Genomic DNA, 22,135 nt, shown 5'->3' on the forward strand with positions numbered 1-22,135 from the left:
CGTAACAGGAGGCCGCCCATCCTAGGGTAAGCCGCAATTTCCACGTCCAGGCGCTCCACGTACCGTTTCGATAAATATGTTTATCGTACAAAGTTGGAACCTGAATCGGAGCAGCACGTGGTGTAGCAAAAACCAACCCAAGGGGAAGTCGTCATGAAACGTCGCAGTGCGTTGAAACTGATGGGAACCGCGGCCGGCCTGGCCCTGACAGGCAGAAGCTGGGCGCAGGACGGGCCCTACCCGTCCCGGACAATCAAGATCATTGTCTCTTCCACCCCCGGAAGCGCGACCGATCTTGCGGGAAGGCTGGTCGGCGACCTGCTCTTCGCCAAATACGGCCAGAGCGTGGTGATCGAGAACCGCGCCGGCGCCGGCGGCGTAATCGGCATGCAGGCCGCCGCCGCGTCCAGGCCCGACGGCTACACCCTGACGACAGGCGGCCTCGGCCACAACGTGCTGCCGCCGGCAACGCTCCGGGGGCTGCCGCTGGACATACCCACGGCATTGCTGCCCATTGCCCAGGTGGCAGAGTTCGTCAATGCGCTGGTGGTGCGGACCGACCACCCCGCCAACTCGGTGCCCGAACTCATCGAATACCTGCGCGCCAGCAAGCGCAAGCCGCTCTATGGCAGCAACGGCGTCGGCAGTTCGTCGCAGATGACGGCCGAGCTGTTCGCGATGCGCATCGGCCTGAAATTCGACCACGTCCCCTACAAGGGCGCGGCCGACGCCCTGGTGGGCACGGCCAACGGCGACCTCGACCTCTGTTTCATGAACCTTCCGCCGACGCTTGCCATGGTGGAAGGCAAGCGCCTGAAGGCCCTCGCCGTCACGAGCGCCTACCGGGCGCGGCAGTTGCCCGACGTGCCCACCATGCAGCAACAGGGCATGAAGGACTTCGACGTGACCAGCTGGCTGGGCATGTACGCGCCGTCCAAGGTCGATCCCGCCATCATCGCCAAGTTGTCGGAAACCATCGTCAGCGGCCTTGCCACGCCCGAATTCCAGGCCCGCATCATCGGCGCGGGGTTCGAACCCAAGCTGCGCAACGCCGCGGAGTTCCAGGCGTTTTCGGCGTCCGAGTTCAAGCGCTGGAGCGAAGTCGCCCAGCAGGCCGGGATCGTGGTCGCCTACGGCGGCAAATAACGCGGCGACGGAATGCGGCAGGGGCGCCCTTTCGGGCGCCCCTGCCGTTTTTACGCCGCGTGGCGCCGGTCAGGCCCTGGCCTGCCACACCTGCGGATTGACCATCGCTTGCGGCGTCTTTCCGCCCAGCGCGTCCAGCAGGTTGGCCGCGGCCAAGTCGATCATGGCGCGCCGCGTTTCGTGCGTGGCGCTGCCCACGTGCGCCTGCAGCACCACGTTCGGCAGTTCGCACAAGGGGCTCGACGGCGGCAGCGGCTCCTGCTCCATCACGTCCAGGCCGGCGCCGGCGATGGTGCCGGCGCGCAGCGCCTCGATCAGCGCCGCCTCGTCCAGCACCGGGCCCCGCGCCGTATTGATGAGGTAGGCCGTGGGCTTCATCAGGCCGAATTCACGTTTGCCCACGGAGTGGCGCGTCTCGGCGGACAGGGGAATATGGACGCTGAGTACGTCCGAAGACTTGAACAGCTCGTCACGCCCCACGTAGGCGGCCAGGCCTTCGACCGAAGGATCCTCGCGGCGGTTGTGATAGATCACTTTCATGTCGAACGCCTGGGCGGTGCGCGCCACCACCTTGCCGATGCGGCCCATGCCGAGCAGGCCCAGCGTCTTGCCGCGGATATCGGTGGTCAGCGCAAAAGCGCCCTTAGTCCAGGCCCCGCTGCGTACGAACGCATCGCCCGCCACCAGGTTGCGGGCCAGGCACAGCATCAGGCCGATCATGACGTCCGCGACCGCGCCGTCGAGCACCCCCGGCGTATTGCAGATGAGCACCTTGCGGCGCGTGGCGGCCTCGATATCGACATTGTCGAACCCCACGGCGAAGTTCGAGCTGACGGTCAGCGCGGGAAAAGCGTCGAGCAGGGCCTGGTCGACACGCGTGCGCACGGTGCAGACCATGCCTGCCACCTCGGGGCGCACCGAGGCCGGCACGGCTTCGGCGGGGTTCTGCCCAACCGGCACGTCGATGATCTCGCAGACGGCGGCAACGCGTTCGCGCAAATCGGCGGGCAGCGGCGCGGAAACGATGATTTTGGGTTTTTGGCTCATTGCGGCTCCAGTAGGGTCAGGGTTCGATCGATTCGACGTCCGTGGCGAACACTTGCTGTTCGCCGGCGCCAACCAGGGAAGAATCCGTGGGATGGTCCAGATAGCGGACGATCAGCCAGAATCCGTCCTGCGGGTTCTCTGCGATTTCGGCGATAGCGCCATCGGCCATGCGCACGCGCACGCCCGGCTGCAGATCGACGAGGTTGATGGATTTGTTGTCGGCCATGTCGGCGGCTCCTTGCAGCGCCCGGGGCTACATTTCAAGCTGCGCGGAAGGCACGCGCAGGCGGATGCCGTCCAGCTCAGGCGTCATGATCACCTGGCAGGACAACCGGCTGGTCGGGCAACGCTCCGGCACCACCTCCAGCAGCGCTTGCTCCGCCATGCCCGGCGGATCGAGCCGGCCGAACCAGGCCGCATCGACCTGGACATGACAGGTGCCGCAGATGGCGCCGCCGCCGCACTCGGCGACGATGCCTTCCAGGCCGTCTCGCCTCGCGGCTTCCATCAGCGACCAATCATCGGGAACGTCCAGCACCAGTTCGGCGCCGTCCGGCAATTCAAATACGGCAGAGGGCATGTTTGACCACCTTTTCAAGAAACGGATTCCGGCGTGCCGATGCGCGGCACGCCCTTGATGAATTCGACCGGGCTGTCCACGGCCTCGATCGCCGCCAGGCGGCCTGCCTGATAGCGTTCCACCAGCCATCCCTTGGCCGTGGGCAAGAGCACATCGCGGCTGGGCTGCGCGGGATTCACCAACCCCGCCATTTGCAGCCGGCGGCCCTGCTGCTCGGACCAGAAGGTAGGCGGCCGGGGCGCGGGCGGGTGCTTCCCGGCAATGGCGGCGGCGGCGATGCGCGCCTGGGCAAGCGCGTTCTGTACGCTTTCTATGCGCGCATGGCGCTGCAGTTCGCCGCGGAAGGCGCTGGCGCAATCTCCGATCGCATACACGTCCGGAGCGGACGTCCGGCAGCACTCGTCCACCACCACGCCGTCCAGGCAGATGAGCCCGGACGCCTCGGCCAGCGCCGTCTCGGCGATCGCGCCGATCGACACCAGCACCAGGTCCGCGTCCGCCTCGGATCCATCGGCCAGATGCGCGCGCCAGCCTGCCCCCGTGCGCTCCCACCGCGCCACCGCCGCGCCGTGCCGTATCTCGATGCCCGCGTCGTGGTGAAGGGAACCGATGCGCGTTGCGGTCGGTTCGGATACTTTGCCGCCCATGACACTGCCGCCCTGCTCCAGCACCAGAACCTCGGCGCCCAGCTTGCGCGCCGAACAGGCGGCCTCCAGCCCCAGGTATCCCGCCCCCAGCACCAGCAGGCGGCAGCCGGGCCGCAGGGCCTCGCGCAAGCGGCGCGCATCATCCAGGCCGCGCACCGCGTAGACGCCCTCGCCCGCCACGCCGGTAATGCCACGGGCCCGCGCGCCGGTCGCCAGCACGCAATGCTCGTAGCTCACCCGGCGTCCGGACCGCGTGTACAGCACGTGCCCGGCTGTGTCCAGGCGCTCCACCGGATCGCCGGCCACGATGGTCACGCGCGACTTCTCGTACGCGCTATCGGCGCGCAAGGCGATGCGTTCCTCGCTGGTGGCGCCCGTCAACAGGGCCTTGGATAGCGGCGGCCGCTCGTAAGGCGCGTGCGCCTCGGCGCCGAACAGCGCCACATCGCCCTCGATGCCGGCGGCGCGCAGCGCCCAGGCGCATTCGACGCCCGCATGCCCCGCGCCGATGATCGTCGTATGCACATGGCGCAAGCGGGAAAGATCTTCCATACCTTGCATACCGCTCACGCTCCAAACTTCAGGGAAACGTTGGCGCGGCTGGCGACCTGCTTCCAGCGCGCCAGCTCCGCGCGGTTCAGTGCCGCGAAATCGGCCGCCGACGCTGCCTTGGGCTCGAAGCCGGCGGCGCTCAGCGTATCGCGCGACGACGCCTGGGCCATGCCTTCCTGCAAGGCGGCGCTCAGCGTCTCGACCAGGCCCGGCGCCATGCCGGCCGGGCCGTACAGGCCCAGCCAGCTCGTCACGTCGAAGTCCGCGACGCCTTGCTCCGCCATGGTCGGCACGTCCGGCAACTGCTTGCTGCGGTAGCTGCTGGTGACCGCGATCGCGCGGATGGAACCCTTGCGGATCAGTCCCATCACGGGGGGAAGATTGCTGAAACTGAAATCCAGGTTGCCGTTCACCACATCGATCAGCATTTCGCCGCTGCCCTTGTACGGCACATGCAGCAGATGGGTACCGGTGCGCTGCGCGAAGAACGCCGTCGTCATGTGCACCGAGGTGCCGATTCCATTGGAGCCGTAATTCAGCCCGTCCTTGCTGCGGGCGCGGGCGGCGGCGACCAGGTCGTCGACGCTGCGGATCGGTGAATCCGCGCGGACGATCAGTACGTTGATGAATTCGGCCATCTGCCCGATCGGCGTGAACGCGCGGGACATATCCAGCGGCAGCCCGGTGACCGTGGCCATGGGCAAGACCATGCCCCCCAGCCCGTTGAGCAGTAGCGTATAGCCGTCAGGCGCCGCGGCCGCCACGTGCTGGCTGCCGATCATGCCGTTGGCACCGGGGCGGTTTTCCACCACCACGGGCTGCCCGAATTTCTTGCTGAGGATCTCGCCCGCCAGCCGCCCCGCCACATCGGTAACGCCCCCGGGCGGATAGGGCACGATCAGGCGCATTGGCTTGGACGGAAAAGCCGCCTCGGCGGCGCGCGCCGCCCCCGCCGTTCCCATCGCGGCCGCGGCGGCGATGGCTTTCAGTACAGTACGTCTATGCATGCTGCGGCTCCTGGTATGGACGTGCCTCGCCCTCAGCGGACAGGCCCTGATCGGAAGGAAAACCATCGGACTCCGGCAAGCGGGCCGGTGCCGGAAAAACCGTGCGCTAGAAAAAGATCGTGAGCGCCTTGGAAAGCAGAACGTTCTGGTCGAGGTGGATCTCCCGCGAGAGCACCTTCCAGCGCCCGTCGCGGCGGCGCAGCACGTCTTCGCGCTTGCCGACAAACAGGCTGACCTCCGTCTGCAGGCGGTTCTGGTAGATCAGGAAGCGCGAACGCACGCGGACGCGCTCTCCCCCGCCCTCGTCCGGCGCCATCTCCAGCACACGGATATTGGTCACCAGGCGGGACACGCGCGAAGCCGGCTCCTCGGCCCAATGGATGCCTGTCCTGATCTGGGCGACCCGCTGCCGCAACGTATCGATGCCTTCGTCGAACCACGCGGCGTCGCGCGTGCTCGAATACTCCTGCGCCATTGCGTCCCGCCGCACGTTGCGCGTGAGCGGCATGCGATAGCTGATGTCTTCGTCCAGCAGCTCCAGCCAGGCGTCGAACTCGCGATGGTCCAGCAGGTCGGCCTCGTAGTGCATGAAACGCTGCACCTGCCACCAGATCTGCATGTCGTCGATGCTGCAATCCTGCGCCGCGGCGGGCGCGTTATCGGTGGGCGCGTTCATGCCGCCTCCTGGGCGCGCGCGGCGCCGGCCATCAGCTCATCCCAGGACAAGCCGTTCATGAATTGCGCCCAGCGGCGGTAGTAGATGCGGGCGTTTTCCTCGGTGTATTCGCCGTTGACCGCGCATCCGGGGATTTCCGGCACCGGCTCGGCATGCCCCACGCCCATCTGGTAATTGAAATAGAGCTCGCGCGACATGGTGCCCATGCTGGCCTCGGTGGCGCCCGTCCAGTTCTCCATGTCATCGGATTCGGTCATGCCTCCCGGTCCGGAATAGCGCAGGAAGTAATGGCGCGCCGCTTCCTTGACCGCTTCCGGCGCGTCCTTGTCCACCAGGTACATGCGCCACATTTCCATTTCGGTCGGACTGATCGGATGGAACACCGCCAGGGTGCGAGGCTGGCGCCCGTGGAAAGACATGTTCGGAAAAATCGTGCCGACGCTGGTCTGCACGCGCATGGCCGAACCCAGCGTGCGTTCGCGGCGCTCATGCACCTCGCGGTAATAGGCTTCCACTTCCGGGTAGCGCGCATACTGCGGCGCGTAAGGCCCTTCCTCGTAGAAGGGCAGCCTGCCCAGCAACCCGTGCCCCAGCTCCGGGAAGCAGATGGCCGACCGCGTGGCCGAGGGATCGCGCCGCCCCCTTCCGCCTCCCGGCCCGATGCCGACGATGTCCACCGAGCGGTGGCTGATGTCGTGGTACAGGTCGCCGATGAAGTTCTCGGGCGCGAATTTCCAGTTGCACTTGACCCGCCACTTCTGCACGCCGCCGATGACCTCGGAGCCGCCGGAGCTGCCGTCGCGATTGTCGAGCGCCGCGTCCAGGTACAGGCGCATGTTGCCCAGATAGTCCAGGAACGCAGGCGCATCCGGGTCCCAGGTGGCCCACACGGCGCCCTTGTAGTTGACCACCTGCGCCACCGTCTTCAGGCCCCATTGCTTCTTGTCCAGTTCGCCCTTGTAATGCGTGGCGTGGCCCGGCACGCCGACCAGCTCGCCCGGGCGCTCCACCAGCTTGCCGTCGGTGGAGAAGCTCCAGCCGTGATACGGACAGGTGAAGGTCCTGTTGTTGCCGTGGTCATAGCGGCACAGCTTCATGCCGCGGTGCGCACAGCTGTTGAGCATGACCTGGATCTGGCCCTGCCGGTCGCGCGTCAGGATCACCGACTCCGTGCCCATCCGGGAAACGAAGTAGTCGTCCGGCTTGGGGACCAGGCTTTCATGCCCCACGAACAGCCAGGCCCGCGAAAATACGCGCTGCAGTTCCTGCTGGAAGATCTCGTCGTCGACGAAGATGGAACGGCTGACCAGCCCCTCATCCGCGCGCACCAGTTCGTCAATCGTTTTACGCCCCATCGCCACTTCCCCTTGGAGATTGCCCGCAATCGGAGGGCTACGGCTTTTCCGCCGTGGCTGCCGCCGTGCGCAGTCGTGTTTCCGTGTTGTCGACGTGCGTGCGCGCCTGCTGCCGCGCAAGCTCCACATCGCCCTTCTCTATGGCGGCGAACAGCGCCTCGTGCTCCTTTTGCGCCTGGGCGCCGCGGCCGGCGATCTTGGCCGACCGCGAGCGCGAGACGCGCAGGTTCTTCTTGAGCAGCACCGCCAGGAAATCGAAGAAATTCAAGTAGTGTTCGTTGCGGGTCGCGCGCGCCACGCAACGATGGAACTCCATGTCGGCGTCCACGCCGACCGCCACGTCCCCGGTGGCGATCGCATCGGCCATCTTGCGCAAGGCCCGGCGCATGGCGGCCAGGTCGTCCTCGCTGCGCCGCTGCGCCGCGAGCTGCGCGGCTTCGATCTCGAACCCCCGGCGCAATTCGACGATGCGCAACACCTGGTCGGCATCGCCGATATCGGCCGCCTGCATCCGCAGTACCGAGGGCCGCGCCGTCTGCATGACGGTCAGGCCGCGGCCTTGCTTGCTTTGCACGATGCCATCGCCCTTCAGGCGCGAAACCGCCTCACGCAGCACGGTGCGCGAAACGCCCATGCGGGTGGCGATGATCTGTTCAGGCGGCAGCACTTCGCCCACCTGGTAGTCGCCGCTGGTAATCTCTTCCAGCAGCATTTCAGTCACGCGGTCGGTCAGATTGGGTTCCGACTGGACCGGCGCGACCGAGTCTTTTTTCAACAGTGATCGAGAAGCTGAAGTAGGCATAAGGAAGTTTCTGTCCGAAAACGTTCATCATTGCCAGCCCGCGTTGCCTCGGCTGTGTACGCCAGGCGCAAGGCGTCGGCGTTGAAAATATGATAATCGTATAAAAAATCGGACGGATACTAGGGAAAGCGCGGATGCCTGGCCCCGGGCCCGGGCGGGAAATCGGTAGACTATGGCGGCCCGCCGCAATCCGGTCCCTCCATCGCACCGCTGATTGCGCACCACAGGAACCCGTCATGGCCAACAGCCCGCGTACCTATTTCCTGAACCGCCTGCCGTCCGGCGAACTCGCGCGCATCCTGCTCGGCCGTGAACGGTTCTTCCTGGAAAACGTCGGCGACATGAATGGGACCTTGGCGGCGATCGAGGCGCATTGCCGGGAACATGGCCTGACGAGCCGGGTGTGCAAACAGCCCTACAACCCCGGCCTGTCGGGCTGGGACGCGCTTCTCCTCATCCCCGCCTGGACCGGTTTGCTTGCGGCCACGGCCCTGTCCCTCCTGGGCCTGCGCGGCCCGCGCGCCGATCTGGTCATCACCCAGCGCAGCAACAGCCTGCTCGAAATACGCTACCGCCCCCCCATCGCACGCACTTGACGCAGCGCATCTCGCGGCCGATGCCAGACCGCTACACTATCCCATATATGGGGATGAAAAACATGAGAGACAGTGCCGCGCACGCAGGTGTACTCACCATCGACGACGCATTGCGCCTGGCGCAAACCTGGGCCGCCGCGCATCACGCGGATGCGGACCGAAGCCGGAACTTCGCCGTCCAATGGCACCAGGACACCCCTGCCGCCAACAGGCGCGGCGACGCCTTGCTCCGGGACCTGGAGTTCTTTTTCCTGGCGGCCGCAAAGGACGCCGCCTACTGGCAGTCGGTCGGCGACTTTTCCGAAGAAGCCACGGGCGTCTGGGGCGTGCAGGCGCTCAAGGCGCTGGCTGGCCTGAATGCCGTGGGTTTGCTGGCGGCGGCGATTCTTTTGGCGGCGCGTGGCGGCTCTGCCTACACCGCCGGCTCGATCGGCGCCTGTAGCCTGTTCCTGGCGGGTGTGCTCCTGGCCTATCCCGCGCTCAGGCTCATCCAGATATCCCGCAGCCGCGCCAATGCCGCCGCGGCGTCCCAAAGCCGGGAGGCGGGCAGCGCGTCGACGTGGGAGCAGCTCCGGTCCGCGAACGACGCCAATCCCAATGTGGGCCGCAAGGAGCGCAAGCTGGCCGTCCGGCTGGCGGCGGCCATGGCCGCCACCGCCACGATAGGCTGCGCCGTGCTGGTGACGGCGGTCTGGCTCTAGCGCCCCGCGGCAGCGACCACGGAAAGGCCGGCCACCGGAGCGGAGGCGCGACAAGGGCGCGCCGTTTGCCGTGACCCGCCCGCTCACGCTAGAATTTCGCGCGTTCCAGATCTTCCCGCCCTTCGCCTACCCATGTAACCGCGACACCCGACCTCTCAGCCTTCCACATCAAGGCCCTCTCTGCCAGAGGTCTGTCTCGCGCCGCTTCCTTTCCGCCGAGGGAAGCCGTCCATGGGGTGTCCCCCAAGCACGTCCAATCCGCCGTCCCCGCACGCCAATGCGTGCATGGGCAGCCACGCGCATCCGGCCTCTCGGCTCACTTCAAACATGCATCCATGCACGAATCATGATCTCTAATTCCCCACGCCAGGAATGGCTGTCCAATATCCGAGGAGACCTTCTCGCCGGCCTGGTCGTCGCTCTTGCCCTCATCCCTGAAGCGCTCGCCTTTTCCATCATTGCAGGCGTCGATCCGCAAGTCGGCCTGTACGCGGCATTCAGCATCGCGGTCGTGACCTCCATCGCCGGTGGCCGGCCCGGCATGATCTCCGCAGCGACGGGCGCAGTCGCCCTGCTGATCACCTCCTTGGTCAAGGACCATGGCGTCCAGTACGTATTCGCCGCAGCGATCGGGGCGGGAATCCTGCAGATCACTGCGGGATTCCTGAAACTGGGCGCACTGATGCGCTTTGTTTCCCGCTCGGTCATCACCGGCTTCATCAACGCCCTGGCCATCCTGATTTTCCTAGCCCAGCTTCCTGAGCTGACCAACGCGCCCACTGCCGTCTACGTCCTCGTCGCGGCGGGCCTGGCCATCATCTACACCCTTCCGCGAATCACGAAAGCGATTCCTTCGCCGCTGGTATGCATAATCGTCCTCACGGCCGTCACGATGCTCACGGGCCTCGACGTGCGGACCGTCGGGGATATGGGATCCTTCCCGAACGCGCTGCCGTCCTTCCTGGTGCCGGCCGTCCCCATGACCTGGGAAACGGTCCGGATCATCTTTCCCTACTCGCTCGCCATCGCGCTCGTCGGCCTGCTCGAGTCCCTGATGACCGCGTCCATCATTGACGACTTCACGGATACGCCCAGCGACAAGAACCGCGAATGCAAAGGCCAGGGAATCGCGAACATCGTCGCGGGGTTCCTTGGCGGCATGCCGGGCTGCGCCATGATCGGCCAGTCCGTCATCAACGTGAAGTCAGGCGGGCGCGGGCGGCTGTCGTCGCTCACCGCCGGCGTGCTGCTGCTCATCATGGTTGTGTTCCTGGGGCCGTGGGTAAAGCAGATCCCCATGGCCGCGCTCGTCGCCGTCATGATCATGGTGTCGATCAGCACATTCAGCTGGCGCTCCGTCAAGGACCTCCTCACGCACCCGAAGAGCTCGTCCTTCGTCATGTTGACGACGGTCGTCGTGGTCGTCGCCACGCATAACCTCGCGATGGGCGTCCTGGCCGGCGTACTGCTCAGCGCGGTTTTCTTCGCATCCAAGGTGCAGCGCGTGCTCAGCGTCGCGTCCGCCCTGGAGGCCGACGGAGCGACCCGGAAATACACCATCCGCGGACAGGTGTTCTTCGCGTCGTCGGAGGCGCTGGTCTCCGAGTTCGACTTCAAGGAAGACATCAAGCGCGTATTGCTCGACCTTTCGCACGCGCACTTCTGGGACATCACCGCGATCGACACACTGGATCGCATCGTGCACAAATTCCGCAGGAACGGCGTGGAGGTCACGCTGCATGGCCTGAACCGCGCAAGCACGACCATGGTGGAAAAATACGCAACGCACGACAAGCCCGAAGCTTGCCCCGCGCCGCCCTCCCACTGATCCCTCAGGGCTCTCATCCAGCCGTTCGCCGTTGCTGCGAACGGCTGGATGAACCGGCCGCCCCGCAACGCCTGGCGCCAGGTTTGCGAGCAAAGGCTTGTGATTAAAGCCTCGTGCTCAAAGACCGGTAAAGACCACGTGGACAGAGGCGGCAGAGGCCTGCGAAAACAAAATGAAAAAGGCCGAAAATGAAAAAGGCCGTCAGTGATTTCTCATTGACGGCCTTTTGAACTACTGGTCGGGACGGCGAGATTCGAACTCGCGACCCCAAGCCTCGTATTGATATCGGCCCGGCGTGCCGAGCCTTGCCGTGAACGTGCACGGTTCCCCGGAATATGCGTGCGTGGCCTGCACTTTCAGCACATTCCCGGAGACCACGACGCTCTGCTTGCCTACCCCGCAACTCCAGAAGCTCGTCGAGACCTCGGTAAACATCTGCTCCGCCACGAGCCTCGCGGGACGGCCCGCCGCTGCGGGAGCGACCCATTGGATGCGGACGCGGCAGCTGACGTGCTCGAAACCGACCTCATCCACGACGATCCGATAGGTGCCGGCGGCCGAACCTTCGGTCCAGCGTCCCCCCTGCACCACGCGCGTCGGCGAGGTGTCCGCCTGCGTTTCGGCTATCGCGCCGGCCGCCTGGAACGCCAGCAGAACCACCACCACAAGAGTTCTTACGACTTTCATCGCATCCTTGCCTCATACGGTCAGCGCAATGACCAGCGCCAGAAGGGCGACCGTCATCAAGGCCCCGGCGACGCCAGCCGATGGCCGATAGTCAGGTCCTGCGCCCTGATCCTTGAACTGGAATGGCCAGGCCCGGAATACATACAAGCTGCCCGCGAACGCGGCCGCGGCCAGCAAGGCCCACAAGACTGCATACACCAACGGCTTTCCCCCATTTTCCAGCGCCGGGCGCGCGGCGACGATCAAGGCAGGCCATACCCGCTGATCCATCTGGAGCATCGTGCGCATCGCGATCCGGCTGCGGTCTCACGACAACTTGCGCGTCAGCTCGCCGTACTTGCGCAGCAGGCGCCGCCGGTTGAGCGACTTGCTCCAGGCATACAGCGGCAGCAGTTGCTTGGGTCCGAAGCCGTCCACCAGATAAAGCCCTTCCCGCCCGCTCGCGTTGAAGCCGACGACGATATTGCGCGCACTGACATCGTTGAAGATCACGTGCGCATCGATCAGGCCTCCGAAGAACGCCTGCAGCTTCCCCTGCAATTCAGGCCCGAATCCCTGCTGCGCCACAATCTGCTTCAGCGTCGGCGCGGGATCGCCATAAGCGTCGACGATACGCTCCACCACCAGGCCCAGCCCTTGCGAGGTCAGGGCCAGACCAGAGATGCGCGCCATCAGAATATTGCCTTGCGGCAGCCCTTGCTGCACCGTGGTGGCCACGTATTCGATCAATTCGGAAATGAAGACGCGGTGCGCATCCTCGCGCAGCAGGCGCTTGTGCCAGGGACGCTTGCGGCCGGGTTCGTTGATGCGCGAGCGGTTGATGATCTTGACGAGCAACGACTTGTCACTGGGATGTAGGTAAACGTCGCGCTCGCTCCCCGTTGCCACCAGGGTGGCCTGGGTCAGGTCCATGACCTGGAACGGGCAACAGGAAAACGCGGGCAACGGCGCGGCCGTGAGAACCGCGGCTTCAAGCGCGATGGGAGCCTGCAAGGCCACGTCATGCTGGGCAGGTGTCTGAAACATGGCCGGACCTCAGCGCGCCCACCGGCCCGAGCGTCCCGCGGCCTTGGCGTGCTCCTGCGCAAGCCAGAGCCGGTACACCTGCTCGGTACGCTCGGCCAGGCCGGCCAGCGAGAACTTGCCTTCGGCGCGCGCCATTCGAGTGCCGGCAACGCCCATGCGCGCCCGCAAATCGCCGTCGTCCAGCAATTGCTCCAGCGCGGCCCTGAGCCCGGGGATATCGCCCGGGGGCACCAATATGCCCGTCTCGCCGTCTCGCACCATTTCGCTCACCCCTCCCACATCGACCCCAACGACGGGCAGCCCCGCCGCGGCGGCCTCCACGTAAACCGTGCCGGACGCTTCCTTCTGCGTCGCCAGCGCGAAGATGTCGCTTCCCGCCAGGATATTGGCCACGTCATGGCGAAAGCCCAGCATGTGGATACGATCCGCGAGGCCGATATCCTCGATCAATGCCTGCAACTGCTCGAACAGCGGCGAACCGTTGCCCACCAGCACCAGGTGCACTTGCGGCCTCGTCTCCATCAAGGGGCGCAGCGCCTCGATGAGTTCCCGATGCCCTTTGGTCGCGCGCAGGATCGCCACGCAGCAAACCACGATGGCGTCCTCCGGCAAATTCAGTTCCTCGCGCAGGGTCGATTGGATATCCGTCGGCGGCAACGTGATGGGTGAGTAGATCGTTGCCACCCGGTTTGCCGGCACACCCCGTTCGATGAGGGTTTCCCGGACATGATTGCTGACCGTGCTGACACGATGCGGCACCCATGTGTAGGCCAGCATGGAGTTGACCCGATTGGTCAGGTGGCGGGTGCGCACGATCAGCGGCGTCCCCGCCATGCGCGCGCCCAGCCCGGCCAGCAAGGTGTCTATGCGGCTATGGGTATTGAGCACGTCGAAGCACCCTTCCCGCAGAATGCGGCGAACCTTGGGCGCGCCGCGCAGCAGGTTCATGAGACCGCCCATGGGCAGCGTATGCACCTTGATGCCCGCATCGGTCGCGGCCTTGAAAAGCTTCGCCTCGGGTCTACAGATCAGTTCCACGCTATGTCCGCGTTCCCGCATCGCCCGCATTTCCTTGAGAATGCGGCGCTCCTGGCCTGCGAAGCCGAGCGCGGCCTCGGAATGTACGATGCGCAAAGAACGGTCCGTCGAGGAAGGCATGATATATGGCGGCGCGCTTCGCCCAAAAACAACGAAAACGTCACCGTAACGACTTGAAGATGTCATCGACTCTAAAGGCCGACAAAACACGGCGCAAGTCGGGCATCTCTAGTAAAACAGGCGCAATCGCGCACTGAGCGGCAGCAATCCGCGCTCGAAAAAAGCGCGGCGGATGGGCCGAAAAAGCACTGTTTCCCCTGGGGCGAAACGGTTCACGACGCGCTTTCCTCGCCATGGCCGCGCGCCTCTAAAAACGCCCTCCTGGCGGCCCTTCTTTTGCGTATGCGGAAATCAGTGTTCCGCCCCAGAGGCCTATCTGGCGGGCATTTGTCGCAAACACACCACAAAGGACTGGCACTTTTTTGCGTGGAGGGCTATCGAAGTCAAACAGCGTCTTGCCGCGAAAGGGTGAGGGGTTTTCCAGCCGCCTTCGGGTGTTTTTTTGGCCTATTTTTTGCCTATTTATTTTCGGCTTATATATTCTTGGCCCATACCTTTCGGCTGGCGTTCTTTGGCAGCATTCTTTGGCAGCGCTCTTCAACCAAATTACTTCGGCAAAAATGAAAAAGGCCGTCAGTGATTTCTCACTGACGGCCTTTTGAACTACTGGTCGGGACGGCGGGATTCGAACTCGCGACCCCTTGCACCCCATGCAAGTGCGCTACCAGGCTGCGCTACGCCCCGAAAGAAAAAGAGTATAGCAGAACAAAAAAATGTTTGCACGCATTCGTGCAAAAAAAGTGCTGAATACTCAAAAAAATTTGCGCCCCGTGTTCGTCGATCGCATCAAATGCATGCGGGTGACGACGCGCGGAGCGCAAGGCATTGCTGCTGGCGGCGCGCAGCGCTTCGAACGTGCGCGCGTTGCCGGTACTGCGAAGAAACGGTATGTCGAACAAGAAGCGGCGCAACGCGCCGCGTTTGCTCTCAGGCTGCCGGCGTCGCGCTGGCGCTGCTTGCGCCAGCGGCGTTGGCCGCGGTGCCCAGGGCTTCGGCCAGCATCGTCGAGACGTTGCCCAGCTCGTTGCGCAAGGCTTGCATCTCGGCGCCGGACAAGCGCACGGCCGCGTCCTGATCGTGCGGCACGTCGCGCGCATCGCCCAGGCGATTGCGCGCACCGCTGATCGTGAAGCCTTGTTCGTACAACAAGGAGCGGATGCGGCGGATCAGCAGCACTTCGTGATGCTGGTAATAGCGGCGATTGCCGCGCCGCTTCACCGGCTTGAGCTGCGTGAATTCCTGTTCCCAATACCGCAAGACATGAGGCTTGACGCCACACAGGTCGCTGACTTCACCGATGGTGAAGTAACGCTTGGCGGGAATGGGCGGTAAGGTGACGGTGGATTCTGTACGTGTCATAAGAGAATTTTATGCCGCGATACGTCGAGTGCCGATAACAATTACCGACAAAGCGTATCACTCCGCGGCGTCGTCGGATGCAACAGGCACCGCCTGCTCCACCACGCTCTTGAGTTTCTGACTCGCATGGAAGGTAACCACGCGGCGTGCGGCGATGGGAATGGTCTCGCCGGTTTTGGGATTGCGGCCGGGGCGCGGCGGTTTGTCGCGCACCTGGAAATTGCCGAAGCCCGAGAGCTTCACGGAATCTCCGCGCGCCAGGGCGTCGCGGATTTCCTCGAAGAAAGTATCGACGATGTCCTTGGCTTCACGCTTGTTAAGGCCGACCCGCTCAAAGAGCAGTTCGGCCAGCTCGGCCTTGGTCAGGGTGCGTGGCTCGGCAAGCATACTGTTCCCCATGGTTCAAGCACGCTGACGTGCGCCATGCGCGGCCACCAAGGCATCCTTGATGCGCACAAGGCAATCCGCCACCCGGGCTTCGTCCAGCGTGACCTCAGTGTCCTGTAGCCAGAACCGGAAAGCAAGGCTTTTCTCGGTCACGGGCTCGCTGCCCTGGGGCTTTTCGCGCCAGACGTCGAATAGCCGAACATCCTGCACCACGGCCAGCTGCGGGTCCGCCTTGACGGCCGCGGAGACGGTATCCAGCATGGACTGCAGCGACACGTCTGCATCGACCCACAGCGCCAAGTCGCGCATGACCACAGGCTGGCGCGACAATTCACGCACCTGCGGCAGCTCGCCTTCGGACAGGACGGCGACGTCCAGCTCGAACACCACGGGCGCATGCGCCAGGTCGGATTGCTGCGCCCAGCGTGGGTGCAGTTCGCCGATCCAGCCGACCTGCCGGCCATCGAGTTCGATGCGGGCACTACGGCCCGGATGCAGCGCCGGATGCGCGGCGGCCTCGAAACGCAGGCGGCGGCCGCGGGCGCCGAACAGCGCTTCGACGTCCATCTTCACATCGTAGAAGTCCACTTGGCGCGCCGTAGCGCCCCACTGATCTTCCACGGCCGGCCCCCAGGCCGCCCCCGCCAGCTTCAGCGGCTGGCGCACGCCGGCCACTTCCAGCGGACCGTCCTGGGCGGACGCGTCGCGCATGAACACGCGGCCCAGCTCGAACAGGCGCACGCGGGACTGCTTGCGGTTGGCGTTGTGGCGGATGTTGGCCACCAGGCCGCCGATCAGGCTGGAACGCATGACCGACAGATGGCTGGCGATGGGATTGACCAGACGGACGGGGTTGTCGTTGCCGGCGTAGTCGCGCTCCCAGTCGGCCTCGACGAAGCTGTAGTTCACGACTTCCTGGTAGTCCTGCGCGGCGGTCAGGCGGCGCAGCGCATGGGCGCCGCGGCGGATCTCGGGCTGCGAGAACATCTTGGCGCGCGCCATGGGCGGCACGGCGGGGATATTCTCGAAACCGTAGATGCGGGCCACTTCCTCGATCAGGTCCTCTTCCAGCTCCAGATCGAAGCGGTACGACGGCGGCGTCACGATGAAGTCGTCGCCCTCTACCGTGAACGCCAGACCCAAGCTGCCGAAAATCCTGGCGACCTCGGCTTGCGTGACCGGGACGCCCAGCACGCGATGGCAGCGCGCCAGGCGCATGCGCACCGGCAGGCGCTTGGGCAGGTTGACGATCTGATCGTCCAGCGGACCGGCCTGGCCGCCGCAGATGTCGACGATCAGGCGTGTGATGAATTCGATGTGCTCGGGAATCGTGGCGAAGTCCACGCCGCGTTCGCCGCGGTGGCTGGCCTCGGAGCTGAACTTGTAGCGGCGCGCACGGCCGGCCAGCGACTCCGGCCACCAGAACGCGGCTTCGAGGTAGATGTTCTGCGTATCCAGCGTCACCGAGGTGGCCTCGCCACCCATGATGCCGGCCAGGCTTTCCACCTGGTTGCCCGCCGCCACGACGCCGACCTTCGGGTCCAGCGTCACGGTCTGGCCGTTCAGCAGCTCGAGGGTTTCGCCTTCGCGGGCCCAGCGCACGCAGAGGTCGCCCTGGATCTTGTCCAGGTCGAACACGTGCGACGGACGGCCCAGCTCGAGCATCACGTAGTTGGAGATGTCCACCAGGGCCGAGAGCGAACGCTGGCCGGCCCGCTCCAGGCGCGTCTTCATCCAGTCGGGCGTTGCGGCGCGGGCGTTGACGCCACGGATCACGCGGCCGCCGAAACGGCCGCACAGATCGGGGGCTTCGACCTTGACCGGCAGGCGCTCGTCCAGCGTCACGGGCACGGCGGCAGCGGTGGGCACCGACAGCGGCGCGCCCGTCAGGGCGGCGACTTCACGCGCCACGCCCAGGATGGACAGGCAGTCCGCGCGGTTGGGCGTCATCTTCAGCGTGAAGAGCGTGTCGTCCAGGTCCAGCGCTTCGCGGATCGAGAGGCCAGGCGTCAGGTCGGCCGGCAGCTCCAGCAGCCCGGCATGGTCTTGCGACAGGCCCAGTTCGCGCGCCGAGCACAGCATGCCCGACGACTGCACGCCGCGCATCTTGGCCACGCCGATCTTCATGCCGCCGGGCAGCTCCGCGCCCACGCGGGCCAGCGGCACTTTCAGGCCGGCTGCGGCATTCGGTGCGCCGCAAACGATCTGCAGGCGTTCGCCGGACCCGTCGTCCACTTGGCAGACGCGCAGCTTGTCGGCATCGGGGTGCGGCGCGATCTCGACGATGTGAGCCACCACCACACCCGTAAACGCGGGCGCGGCGGGCACGGTGTCTTCGACTTCCAGGCCGGCCATCGTGAGCCGGTGCGCGAGTTCGTCGGTTGCGATCGGGGGATTGACCAGCGTACGCAGCCAGGATTCGGGAAATTGCATGATCAGCCGTCGTGGGTTATTCGTTGAACTGGCGCAGGAAGCGCAAATCGCCTTCGTAGAACTGGCGCAGATCGTTGACGCCGTAGCGCAACATGGTCAGGCGCTCGAGTCCGGAACCGAACGCGAAGCCGATGTAGCGCTCGGGATCGAGGCCGAAGTTGCGCACCACTTGCGGATGCACCTGGCCCGAGCCGGAGATCTCCAGCCAGCGGCCGCGGTTGGGACCCGAGGTGAACATCATGTCGATCTCGGCGGACGGCTCCGTGAACGGGAAGAACGACGGACGGAAACGCACGACGAGGTCGTCGCTTTCGAAGAAGCAACGCAGGAAATCGGTGTACACGCCCTTCAGGTCGGCAAACGAGATGTCCTCGGCGATCCAGAGCCCTTCCACCTGGTGGAACATGGGCGAGTGCGTGGCGTCGCTGTCGACGCGGTAGGTGCGCCCCGGCGCGATGACCTTGATGGGCGGCTTGTTCATGCGGGCGTAACGCACCTGCATGGGGCTGGTGTGCGTGCGCAGCAGCAGCGGCAGGCCGTCGGCGTCGTTCATGTCGACGTAGAACGTGTCCTGCATGGAACGCGCCGGATGGTCCAGCGGGTTGTTCAGCGCGGTGAAATTGGTCCAGTCGTTTTCGACTTCGGGGCCGTCGGCCACGTCGAAGCCAATGGAACGGAAGATTTCTTCCACGCGTTCCCAGGTCCGGATCACCGGATGGATGCCACCAGGCGCGCGGCCGCGGCCCGGGAGGGTGACGTCAATGGTCTCGGATGCCAGACGGGCATCCAGTTCTGCCTGCGCCAGTTCGGCGCGGCGCAAATTCAGGAGCTCTTCGACCTTTTGCTTGGCCTGATTGATCCGGGCTCCCATCTCGCGCTTCTGCTCGGGATCGAGCTTGCCCAGGACCTTGAGCAGCACCGTCACGGCACCGTCCTTGCCCAGGAAACGAGCCTTTGCGTTTTCCAGCGCGGCGGCGTCAGTGGCCGCGGCGAACCGTTCTTGCGCCTGGGATACCAGGTCGTCAACCGATTGAGTCATGAAATCCAGCCTTCAAAACGCAAACGGGGCCATTACAGCCCCGTTTGCAGCGATGCGCGATGAGTTAAAGCGCGCGATCAGGCAGCCAAGGCAGCCTTGGCTTGCTGCACGATGGCGGCGAAGCCGGCCTTGTCGCGCACGGCCAGATCGGCCAGGACCTTGCGGTCGAGTTCGATCGAAGCCTTCTTCAGGCCAGCGATGAACACGCTGTAGCTGACGCCATGTTCACGGACGGCAGCGTTGATACGCGTGATCCACAGAGCGCGGAACGTGCGCTTCTTGTTGCGGCGGTCGCGGTAGGCGTATTGCCCAGCGCGCATGACCGCCTGCTTGGCGATACGGAACACATTACCGCGGCGGCCACGGTAACCCTTGGCGGCGGCAATGACTTTTTTGTGACGGGCACGGGCGGTTACGCCGCGTTTGACGCGAGGCATAGTAGATCTCCCTTAGATCAAGCGAAAGGCATCATGGCCTTGACGGAGGCCACGTTGGAGTCATGAACCGCCGTCGAGCCGCGCAGTTGACGCTTGGCCTTGGTGGTCTTCTTGGTCAGGATGTGACGCTTGAACGCCTGACCACGCTTGATGGAGCCGCTGCCGCGAACCTTAAAGCGCTTGGAGGCGCTTTTCTTGGTTTTCATCTTGGGCATGTTGATTCCCTAAACTAAAACACGCATTGTTGATTTATATGACGCCAGGTGCTTGACGCGCGGACGGCCGATGAAGCCCTTCGCCACGGCAAAACTTGTCTACCTGTTGCCACTTCTGGGGTACTGCTGGGGGTACTACCGAGGAGCTACTGAAGTAACGCCTGGCTGCTGATTGAATTGCTGTTCGGGGATGCTTCCCCCGGCCGGCATCGCTGCCTGCCGCTCCCCTCGGGCCGGGCAAAAGTAGCCCAGATCCGGGAAAGCCTTTGATTATATGGTGATTTCCCGTAGTTTGTCGAGCGAACGGGCCGGGATGCCTGGCGGTGCCGCTCCGGGAGCGGGAACCGGGCAATCATACCCCTGCCCGCCGGTACTGCACCGCCTGGGCGACATGGCGGGCGGCCAGCCTGTCTTCGCCGTCGAGATCGGCGATCGTGCGGGCAACCCGAAGCGCCCGGTGCAGGGCCCGGGCCGAACCCGCCAGCCTGCGCATGGCCTGCAACAGCAATGCTCGCGCCTCGTCGTCCATGCGGCAATGCTCGTCCAGTTCGGCGCCGGCCAGCGCGGCGTTGGGCTTGCCCTGGCGGGCCAGCTGGCGCTGGCGGCAATGCACCACGCGCTCGCGCACGGGGCCCGAAGGCTCGCCCGGCGGGCTGGACATCCAATCGGGGTCGGATGGCGGCAACGCCACGTGCAGGTCGATGCGGTCCAACAAGGGACCGGATATCTTGCCCACGTAGCGCGCCACCTGGTCCGGCGTGCACGCGCAGGCCCTGGCGGGATGCCCGCGCCAGCCGCAAGGACACGGATTCATGGCGGCGACCAGCTGGAAACGGGCGGGAAACTGGGCGGTATGGAGCGCCCGCGCTATGACCACCCTGCCCGCCTCCAGCGGCTCGCGCAAGGCCTCCAGCGTGCGCCGGCTGAATTCCGGCAGTTCGTCCAAGAACAGCACGCCCTGGTGCGCCAGACTGATCTCGCCCGGTCGCGGCCGGCCGCCGCCGCCCACAAGCGCCGCCACCGAAGCCGAATGGTGCGGCGCCCGGAACGGCGGCTGCTCCATCAGGCCCTCGGGCATACCCGCCAGCGCGGCCACTGCCGCCGCCTCGAGCGCCTCGGCACGCGCCAGAGGCGGCAGCAGGCCGGGCAAGCGGGCGGCCAGCATGCTCTTGCCCGCCCCGGGCGGCCCGATCATCAGCAGGCTGTGGCCGCCCGCGGCAGCGACCTCCAGCGCTCGCCGAGCGCCCGGCTGCCCCCGCACATCCGACAGGCACGGAACAGGCGGGGCCGCGGGCCAGGGCCGGGGAACGGCGTTGGGCAGTATGCACGCACCGGCCGCATGCGCGGCCACGTCGGCCAGGCTGCGCGCAGACAGCACCCGCAGGCCGGGCACCCAGGCGGCCAGCTCGGCGCTGCCGGCCGGCAGGATGAGCGTGGCCCCCGGCGCCTCGCGCGCGACGCTCAGCGCGATGACCAGCGGCGCGGCGACGGGCACCAGCGCCCCCGTCAGCGAAAGCTCGCCGGCCAGCACCAGGTCCGTCAGCGCGGGATCCGGCGCCCGGGCATCCGGAATGCCGTCACCGGCAGGAGCCGCCAGTTGGCCGGAAGCCAGCAGCAGGCCCAGGGCGATCGGCAGGTCGAAGCGGCCTGATTCCTTGGGGATGTCGGCAGGCGAAAGATTGACGGTGATACGGCCGGGAGGAAACTCGAATCCGCTGTTCTGAATGGCCGCGCGCACGCGTTCGCGGCTCTCCCGCACCTCGACGTCCGGCAAGCCCACCACATTGAAACTGGGCAGCCCGGGCCCCAGGTGCGTTTCCACGCGCACCGCGTGGGCATCCAGGCCGCTGAGGGCCCGGCTGGCAAGCACGGCTAGCGTCAAGGCGTTCTCCATGGATGGACGGAAAGCGCCAGTATCCGCAAAGAACCGGGAGCCGCGCCCCTCGACAGAGACAAAACCATCGCGCCTGGACGCGGCAGCAGGGGCGCCCGCCCGCAAAAAAGGCCGCTCGACGCGGCCGTGGAAAAACTGCCCTGCCCGGCCGCCACGCGGCCGGCGGCATGCCTACTTGTCCAGCGCGGACAGGCGGGACTCCAGTTGCTGCACCTGGGCGGCCAACTGGTCCACGCGGGCGCGGGTGCGGGCCAGCAGGTCGGCCTGGACGTCGAACTCCTCGCGCGTCACCAGATCCAGCTTGGAGAACGCTTGCGTCATCATCGCGCGGACGTTGCGTTCCACGTCCGCGGCCGGGCTGCGGGCGATCAGGTCGGAAAGGTTCTTCTGGATGTCTTCCATCCATTGGGTGCGATTGTTCATGACGGCCTCACTATGTTCTTGATGCCTCAAGTGTAGTGCGTCCGGCCGCCACCACCCTGTGCGTGACCCGTCCTGCCCTGGGTTGACACCTACGGGCCGGTATCCGTAGCGATTACGGACTGAGCACCCGATGAACTTCA

Annotated in this window: 24 protein-coding genes and 1 tRNA gene; 4 read left to right on the plus strand and 21 right to left on the minus strand. The window is 65.5% G+C overall.

Translation table 11 applies throughout. The features are described from left to right. Positions 1–153 precede the first annotated feature (153 nt). Positions 154–1,146 (plus strand): Bug family tripartite tricarboxylate transporter substrate binding protein, encoded by a 993-nt coding sequence (locus AGI3411_RS20875; protein ID WP_244240406.1) that lies wholly within the window; start codon positions 154–156, stop codon positions 1,144–1,146. 69 nt (positions 1,147–1,215) lie between these two features. On the opposite strand, the gene AGI3411_RS20880 is transcribed toward AGI3411_RS20875, so the two are convergent. The 8 genes from AGI3411_RS20880 to AGI3411_RS20915 all read right to left on the minus strand — a co-directional run bounded on the left by AGI3411_RS20880 (position 1,216) and on the right by AGI3411_RS20915 (position 7,785). Continuing rightward, on the minus strand, positions 1,216–2,193 hold the full coding sequence (locus AGI3411_RS20880; protein ID WP_129529242.1) for a 2-hydroxyacid dehydrogenase: 978 nt from the start codon (positions 2,191–2,193) through the stop codon (positions 1,216–1,218). A gap of 16 nt (positions 2,194–2,209) precedes the next feature. Continuing rightward, a complete protein-coding gene (locus tag AGI3411_RS20885; protein ID WP_129529243.1) occupies positions 2,210–2,419 on the minus strand; it encodes a hypothetical protein in 210 nt (69 codons plus the stop codon). A gap of 27 nt (positions 2,420–2,446) precedes the next feature. Then, complete coding sequence (locus AGI3411_RS20890) at positions 2,447–2,773, minus strand: 2Fe-2S iron-sulfur cluster-binding protein (RefSeq protein WP_129529244.1); 327 nt, start codon at positions 2,771–2,773, stop codon at positions 2,447–2,449. Positions 2,774–2,787: 14 nt separating this feature from the next. Then, positions 2,788–3,972 carry an NAD(P)/FAD-dependent oxidoreductase gene (locus AGI3411_RS20895; protein WP_244240407.1) on the minus strand — a complete coding sequence of 395 codons (1,185 nt, stop codon included), beginning with the start codon at positions 3,970–3,972 and terminating at the stop codon, positions 2,788–2,790. A gap of 14 nt (positions 3,973–3,986) precedes the next feature. Further along, positions 3,987–4,979, minus strand: a complete 993-nt coding sequence (locus AGI3411_RS20900) for a Bug family tripartite tricarboxylate transporter substrate binding protein (protein WP_244240408.1) — start codon at positions 4,977–4,979, stop codon at positions 3,987–3,989. 106 nt (positions 4,980–5,085) lie between these two features. Further along, positions 5,086–5,655 (minus strand): 3-phenylpropionate/cinnamic acid dioxygenase subunit beta, encoded by a 570-nt coding sequence (locus AGI3411_RS20905; protein ID WP_129529245.1) that lies wholly within the window; start codon positions 5,653–5,655, stop codon positions 5,086–5,088. Further along, entirely contained in the window at positions 5,652–7,010 is a 1,359-nt protein-coding gene (locus tag AGI3411_RS20910; protein ID WP_129529246.1) for an aromatic ring-hydroxylating oxygenase subunit alpha, read from the minus strand. The genes AGI3411_RS20905 and AGI3411_RS20910 overlap by 4 nt, the downstream gene beginning before the upstream one ends. Before the next feature lie 37 nt (positions 7,011–7,047). Continuing rightward, positions 7,048–7,785 (minus strand): FadR/GntR family transcriptional regulator, encoded by a 738-nt coding sequence (locus AGI3411_RS20915; RefSeq protein ID WP_244240409.1) that lies wholly within the window; start codon positions 7,783–7,785, stop codon positions 7,048–7,050. A 263-nt stretch (positions 7,786–8,048) separates the two neighbouring features. Between AGI3411_RS20915 and AGI3411_RS20920 the strand changes: the two genes are divergently transcribed. From AGI3411_RS20920 to AGI3411_RS20930, 3 genes are all read left to right on the plus strand, one after another. Next, positions 8,049–8,408: a hypothetical protein gene (locus tag AGI3411_RS20920; protein WP_129529248.1), complete on the plus strand. Its 360-nt coding sequence runs from the start codon at positions 8,049–8,051 to the stop codon at positions 8,406–8,408. Between the two features lie 62 nt (positions 8,409–8,470). Beyond that, positions 8,471–9,109: a hypothetical protein gene (locus tag AGI3411_RS20925; RefSeq protein WP_129529249.1), complete on the plus strand. Its 639-nt coding sequence runs from the start codon at positions 8,471–8,473 to the stop codon at positions 9,107–9,109. A gap of 346 nt (positions 9,110–9,455) precedes the next feature. After that, complete coding sequence (locus tag AGI3411_RS20930) at positions 9,456–10,937, plus strand: SulP family inorganic anion transporter (protein ID WP_129529250.1); 1,482 nt, start codon at positions 9,456–9,458, stop codon at positions 10,935–10,937. Between the two features lie 231 nt (positions 10,938–11,168). Here AGI3411_RS20930 and AGI3411_RS20935 read toward each other — a convergent pair whose 3' ends face one another. The 13 genes from AGI3411_RS20935 to AGI3411_RS20995 all read right to left on the minus strand — a co-directional run bounded on the left by AGI3411_RS20935 (position 11,169) and on the right by AGI3411_RS20995 (position 21,995). Further along, positions 11,169–11,624: a hypothetical protein gene (locus AGI3411_RS20935; protein WP_129529251.1), complete on the minus strand. Its 456-nt coding sequence runs from the start codon at positions 11,622–11,624 to the stop codon at positions 11,169–11,171. Between the two features lie 12 nt (positions 11,625–11,636). Further along, the gene (locus AGI3411_RS20940; RefSeq protein WP_244240410.1) at positions 11,637–11,912 is read right to left on the minus strand and encodes a hypothetical protein; all 276 of its coding nucleotides are present in this window, start codon (positions 11,910–11,912) and stop codon (positions 11,637–11,639) included. A gap of 18 nt (positions 11,913–11,930) precedes the next feature. Then, on the minus strand, positions 11,931–12,650 hold the full coding sequence (locus AGI3411_RS20945; RefSeq protein ID WP_129529252.1) for a YrbL family protein: 720 nt from the start codon (positions 12,648–12,650) through the stop codon (positions 11,931–11,933). 9 nt (positions 12,651–12,659) lie between these two features. After that, positions 12,660–13,808, minus strand: coding sequence for a glycosyltransferase family 4 protein (locus tag AGI3411_RS20950; RefSeq protein ID WP_129529253.1), 1,149 nt, complete (start codon positions 13,806–13,808; stop codon positions 12,660–12,662). A 607-nt stretch (positions 13,809–14,415) separates the two neighbouring features. Next, positions 14,416–14,492: transfer RNA gene (locus AGI3411_RS20955), tRNA-Pro, on the minus strand. Positions 14,493–14,735: 243 nt separating this feature from the next. Then, a complete protein-coding gene (locus tag AGI3411_RS20960; RefSeq protein WP_129529254.1) occupies positions 14,736–15,167 on the minus strand; it encodes a MerR family transcriptional regulator in 432 nt (143 codons plus the stop codon). Between the two features lie 57 nt (positions 15,168–15,224). Then, the gene (locus AGI3411_RS20965; protein ID WP_129529255.1) at positions 15,225–15,566 is read right to left on the minus strand and encodes an integration host factor subunit alpha; all 342 of its coding nucleotides are present in this window, start codon (positions 15,564–15,566) and stop codon (positions 15,225–15,227) included. A 3-nt stretch (positions 15,567–15,569) separates the two neighbouring features. Further along, positions 15,570–17,987, minus strand: coding sequence for a phenylalanine--tRNA ligase subunit beta (gene pheT / locus AGI3411_RS20970; RefSeq protein ID WP_129529256.1), 2,418 nt, complete (start codon positions 17,985–17,987; stop codon positions 15,570–15,572). 16 nt (positions 17,988–18,003) lie between these two features. After that, positions 18,004–19,026, minus strand: a complete 1,023-nt coding sequence (pheS, locus tag AGI3411_RS20975; RefSeq protein WP_129529257.1) for a phenylalanine--tRNA ligase subunit alpha — start codon at positions 19,024–19,026, stop codon at positions 18,004–18,006. Between the two features lie 77 nt (positions 19,027–19,103). Then, complete coding sequence (rplT, locus tag AGI3411_RS20980; RefSeq protein ID WP_006218741.1) at positions 19,104–19,463, minus strand: 50S ribosomal protein L20; 360 nt, start codon at positions 19,461–19,463, stop codon at positions 19,104–19,106. A 17-nt stretch (positions 19,464–19,480) separates the two neighbouring features. Continuing rightward, positions 19,481–19,678 (minus strand): 50S ribosomal protein L35, encoded by a 198-nt coding sequence (rpmI, locus tag AGI3411_RS20985; RefSeq protein WP_129240477.1) that lies wholly within the window; start codon positions 19,676–19,678, stop codon positions 19,481–19,483. A gap of 352 nt (positions 19,679–20,030) precedes the next feature. Further along, entirely contained in the window at positions 20,031–21,560 is a 1,530-nt protein-coding gene (locus AGI3411_RS20990) for a YifB family Mg chelatase-like AAA ATPase (protein ID WP_129529258.1), read from the minus strand. Positions 21,561–21,743: 183 nt separating this feature from the next. Then, a complete protein-coding gene (locus tag AGI3411_RS20995; protein ID WP_043545227.1) occupies positions 21,744–21,995 on the minus strand; it encodes an accessory factor UbiK family protein in 252 nt (83 codons plus the stop codon). Positions 21,996–22,135: the final 140 nt, after the last annotated feature.

The sequence above is a fragment of the Achromobacter agilis genome, from assembly GCF_900496965.1.
In the GTDB taxonomy this organism is placed as follows: domain Bacteria; phylum Pseudomonadota; class Gammaproteobacteria; order Burkholderiales; family Burkholderiaceae_B; genus Achromobacter; species Achromobacter agilis.

Bases quoted from the DNA above. Each gene is read 5' to 3' on its own strand.
- AGI3411_RS20925 (WP_129529249.1), top strand. From the start codon at position 8,471: ATGAGAGACAGTGCCGCGCACGCAGGTGTACTCACCATCGACGACGCA.
- AGI3411_RS20900 (WP_244240408.1), bottom strand. From the start codon at position 4,979: ATGCATAGACGTACTGTACTGAAAGCCATCGCCGCCGCGGCCGCGATG.
- AGI3411_RS20905 (WP_129529245.1), bottom strand. From the start codon at position 5,655: ATGAACGCGCCCACCGATAACGCGCCCGCCGCGGCGCAGGATTGCAGC.
- AGI3411_RS20880 (WP_129529242.1), bottom strand. From the start codon at position 2,193: ATGAGCCAAAAACCCAAAATCATCGTTTCCGCGCCGCTGCCCGCCGAT.
- AGI3411_RS20950 (WP_129529253.1), bottom strand. From the start codon at position 13,808: ATGCCTTCCTCGACGGACCGTTCTTTGCGCATCGTACATTCCGAGGCC.
- AGI3411_RS20960 (WP_129529254.1), bottom strand. From the start codon at position 15,167: ATGACACGTACAGAATCCACCGTCACCTTACCGCCCATTCCCGCCAAG.
- AGI3411_RS20995 (WP_043545227.1), bottom strand. From the start codon at position 21,995: ATGAACAATCGCACCCAATGGATGGAAGACATCCAGAAGAACCTTTCC.
- AGI3411_RS20875 (WP_244240406.1), top strand. From the start codon at position 154: ATGAAACGTCGCAGTGCGTTGAAACTGATGGGAACCGCGGCCGGCCTG.
- AGI3411_RS20930 (WP_129529250.1), top strand. From the start codon at position 9,456: ATGATCTCTAATTCCCCACGCCAGGAATGGCTGTCCAATATCCGAGGA.
- AGI3411_RS20945 (WP_129529252.1), bottom strand. From the start codon at position 12,650: ATGTTTCAGACACCTGCCCAGCATGACGTGGCCTTGCAGGCTCCCATC.
- AGI3411_RS20940 (WP_244240410.1), bottom strand. From the start codon at position 11,912: ATGCGCACGATGCTCCAGATGGATCAGCGGGTATGGCCTGCCTTGATC.
- AGI3411_RS20910 (WP_129529246.1), bottom strand. From the start codon at position 7,010: ATGGGGCGTAAAACGATTGACGAACTGGTGCGCGCGGATGAGGGGCTG.
- AGI3411_RS20890 (WP_129529244.1), bottom strand. From the start codon at position 2,773: ATGCCCTCTGCCGTATTTGAATTGCCGGACGGCGCCGAACTGGTGCTG.
- AGI3411_RS20920 (WP_129529248.1), top strand. From the start codon at position 8,049: ATGGCCAACAGCCCGCGTACCTATTTCCTGAACCGCCTGCCGTCCGGC.
- pheT (WP_129529256.1), bottom strand. From the start codon at position 17,987: ATGCAATTTCCCGAATCCTGGCTGCGTACGCTGGTCAATCCCCCGATC.
- AGI3411_RS20895 (WP_244240407.1), bottom strand. From the start codon at position 3,972: ATGGAAGATCTTTCCCGCTTGCGCCATGTGCATACGACGATCATCGGC.
- pheS (WP_129529257.1), bottom strand. From the start codon at position 19,026: ATGACTCAATCGGTTGACGACCTGGTATCCCAGGCGCAAGAACGGTTC.
- rplT (WP_006218741.1), bottom strand. From the start codon at position 19,463: ATGCCTCGCGTCAAACGCGGCGTAACCGCCCGTGCCCGTCACAAAAAA.
- AGI3411_RS20885 (WP_129529243.1), bottom strand. From the start codon at position 2,419: ATGGCCGACAACAAATCCATCAACCTCGTCGATCTGCAGCCGGGCGTG.
- AGI3411_RS20935 (WP_129529251.1), bottom strand. From the start codon at position 11,624: ATGAAAGTCGTAAGAACTCTTGTGGTGGTGGTTCTGCTGGCGTTCCAG.
- rpmI (WP_129240477.1), bottom strand. From the start codon at position 19,678: ATGCCCAAGATGAAAACCAAGAAAAGCGCCTCCAAGCGCTTTAAGGTT.
- AGI3411_RS20965 (WP_129529255.1), bottom strand. From the start codon at position 15,566: ATGGGGAACAGTATGCTTGCCGAGCCACGCACCCTGACCAAGGCCGAG.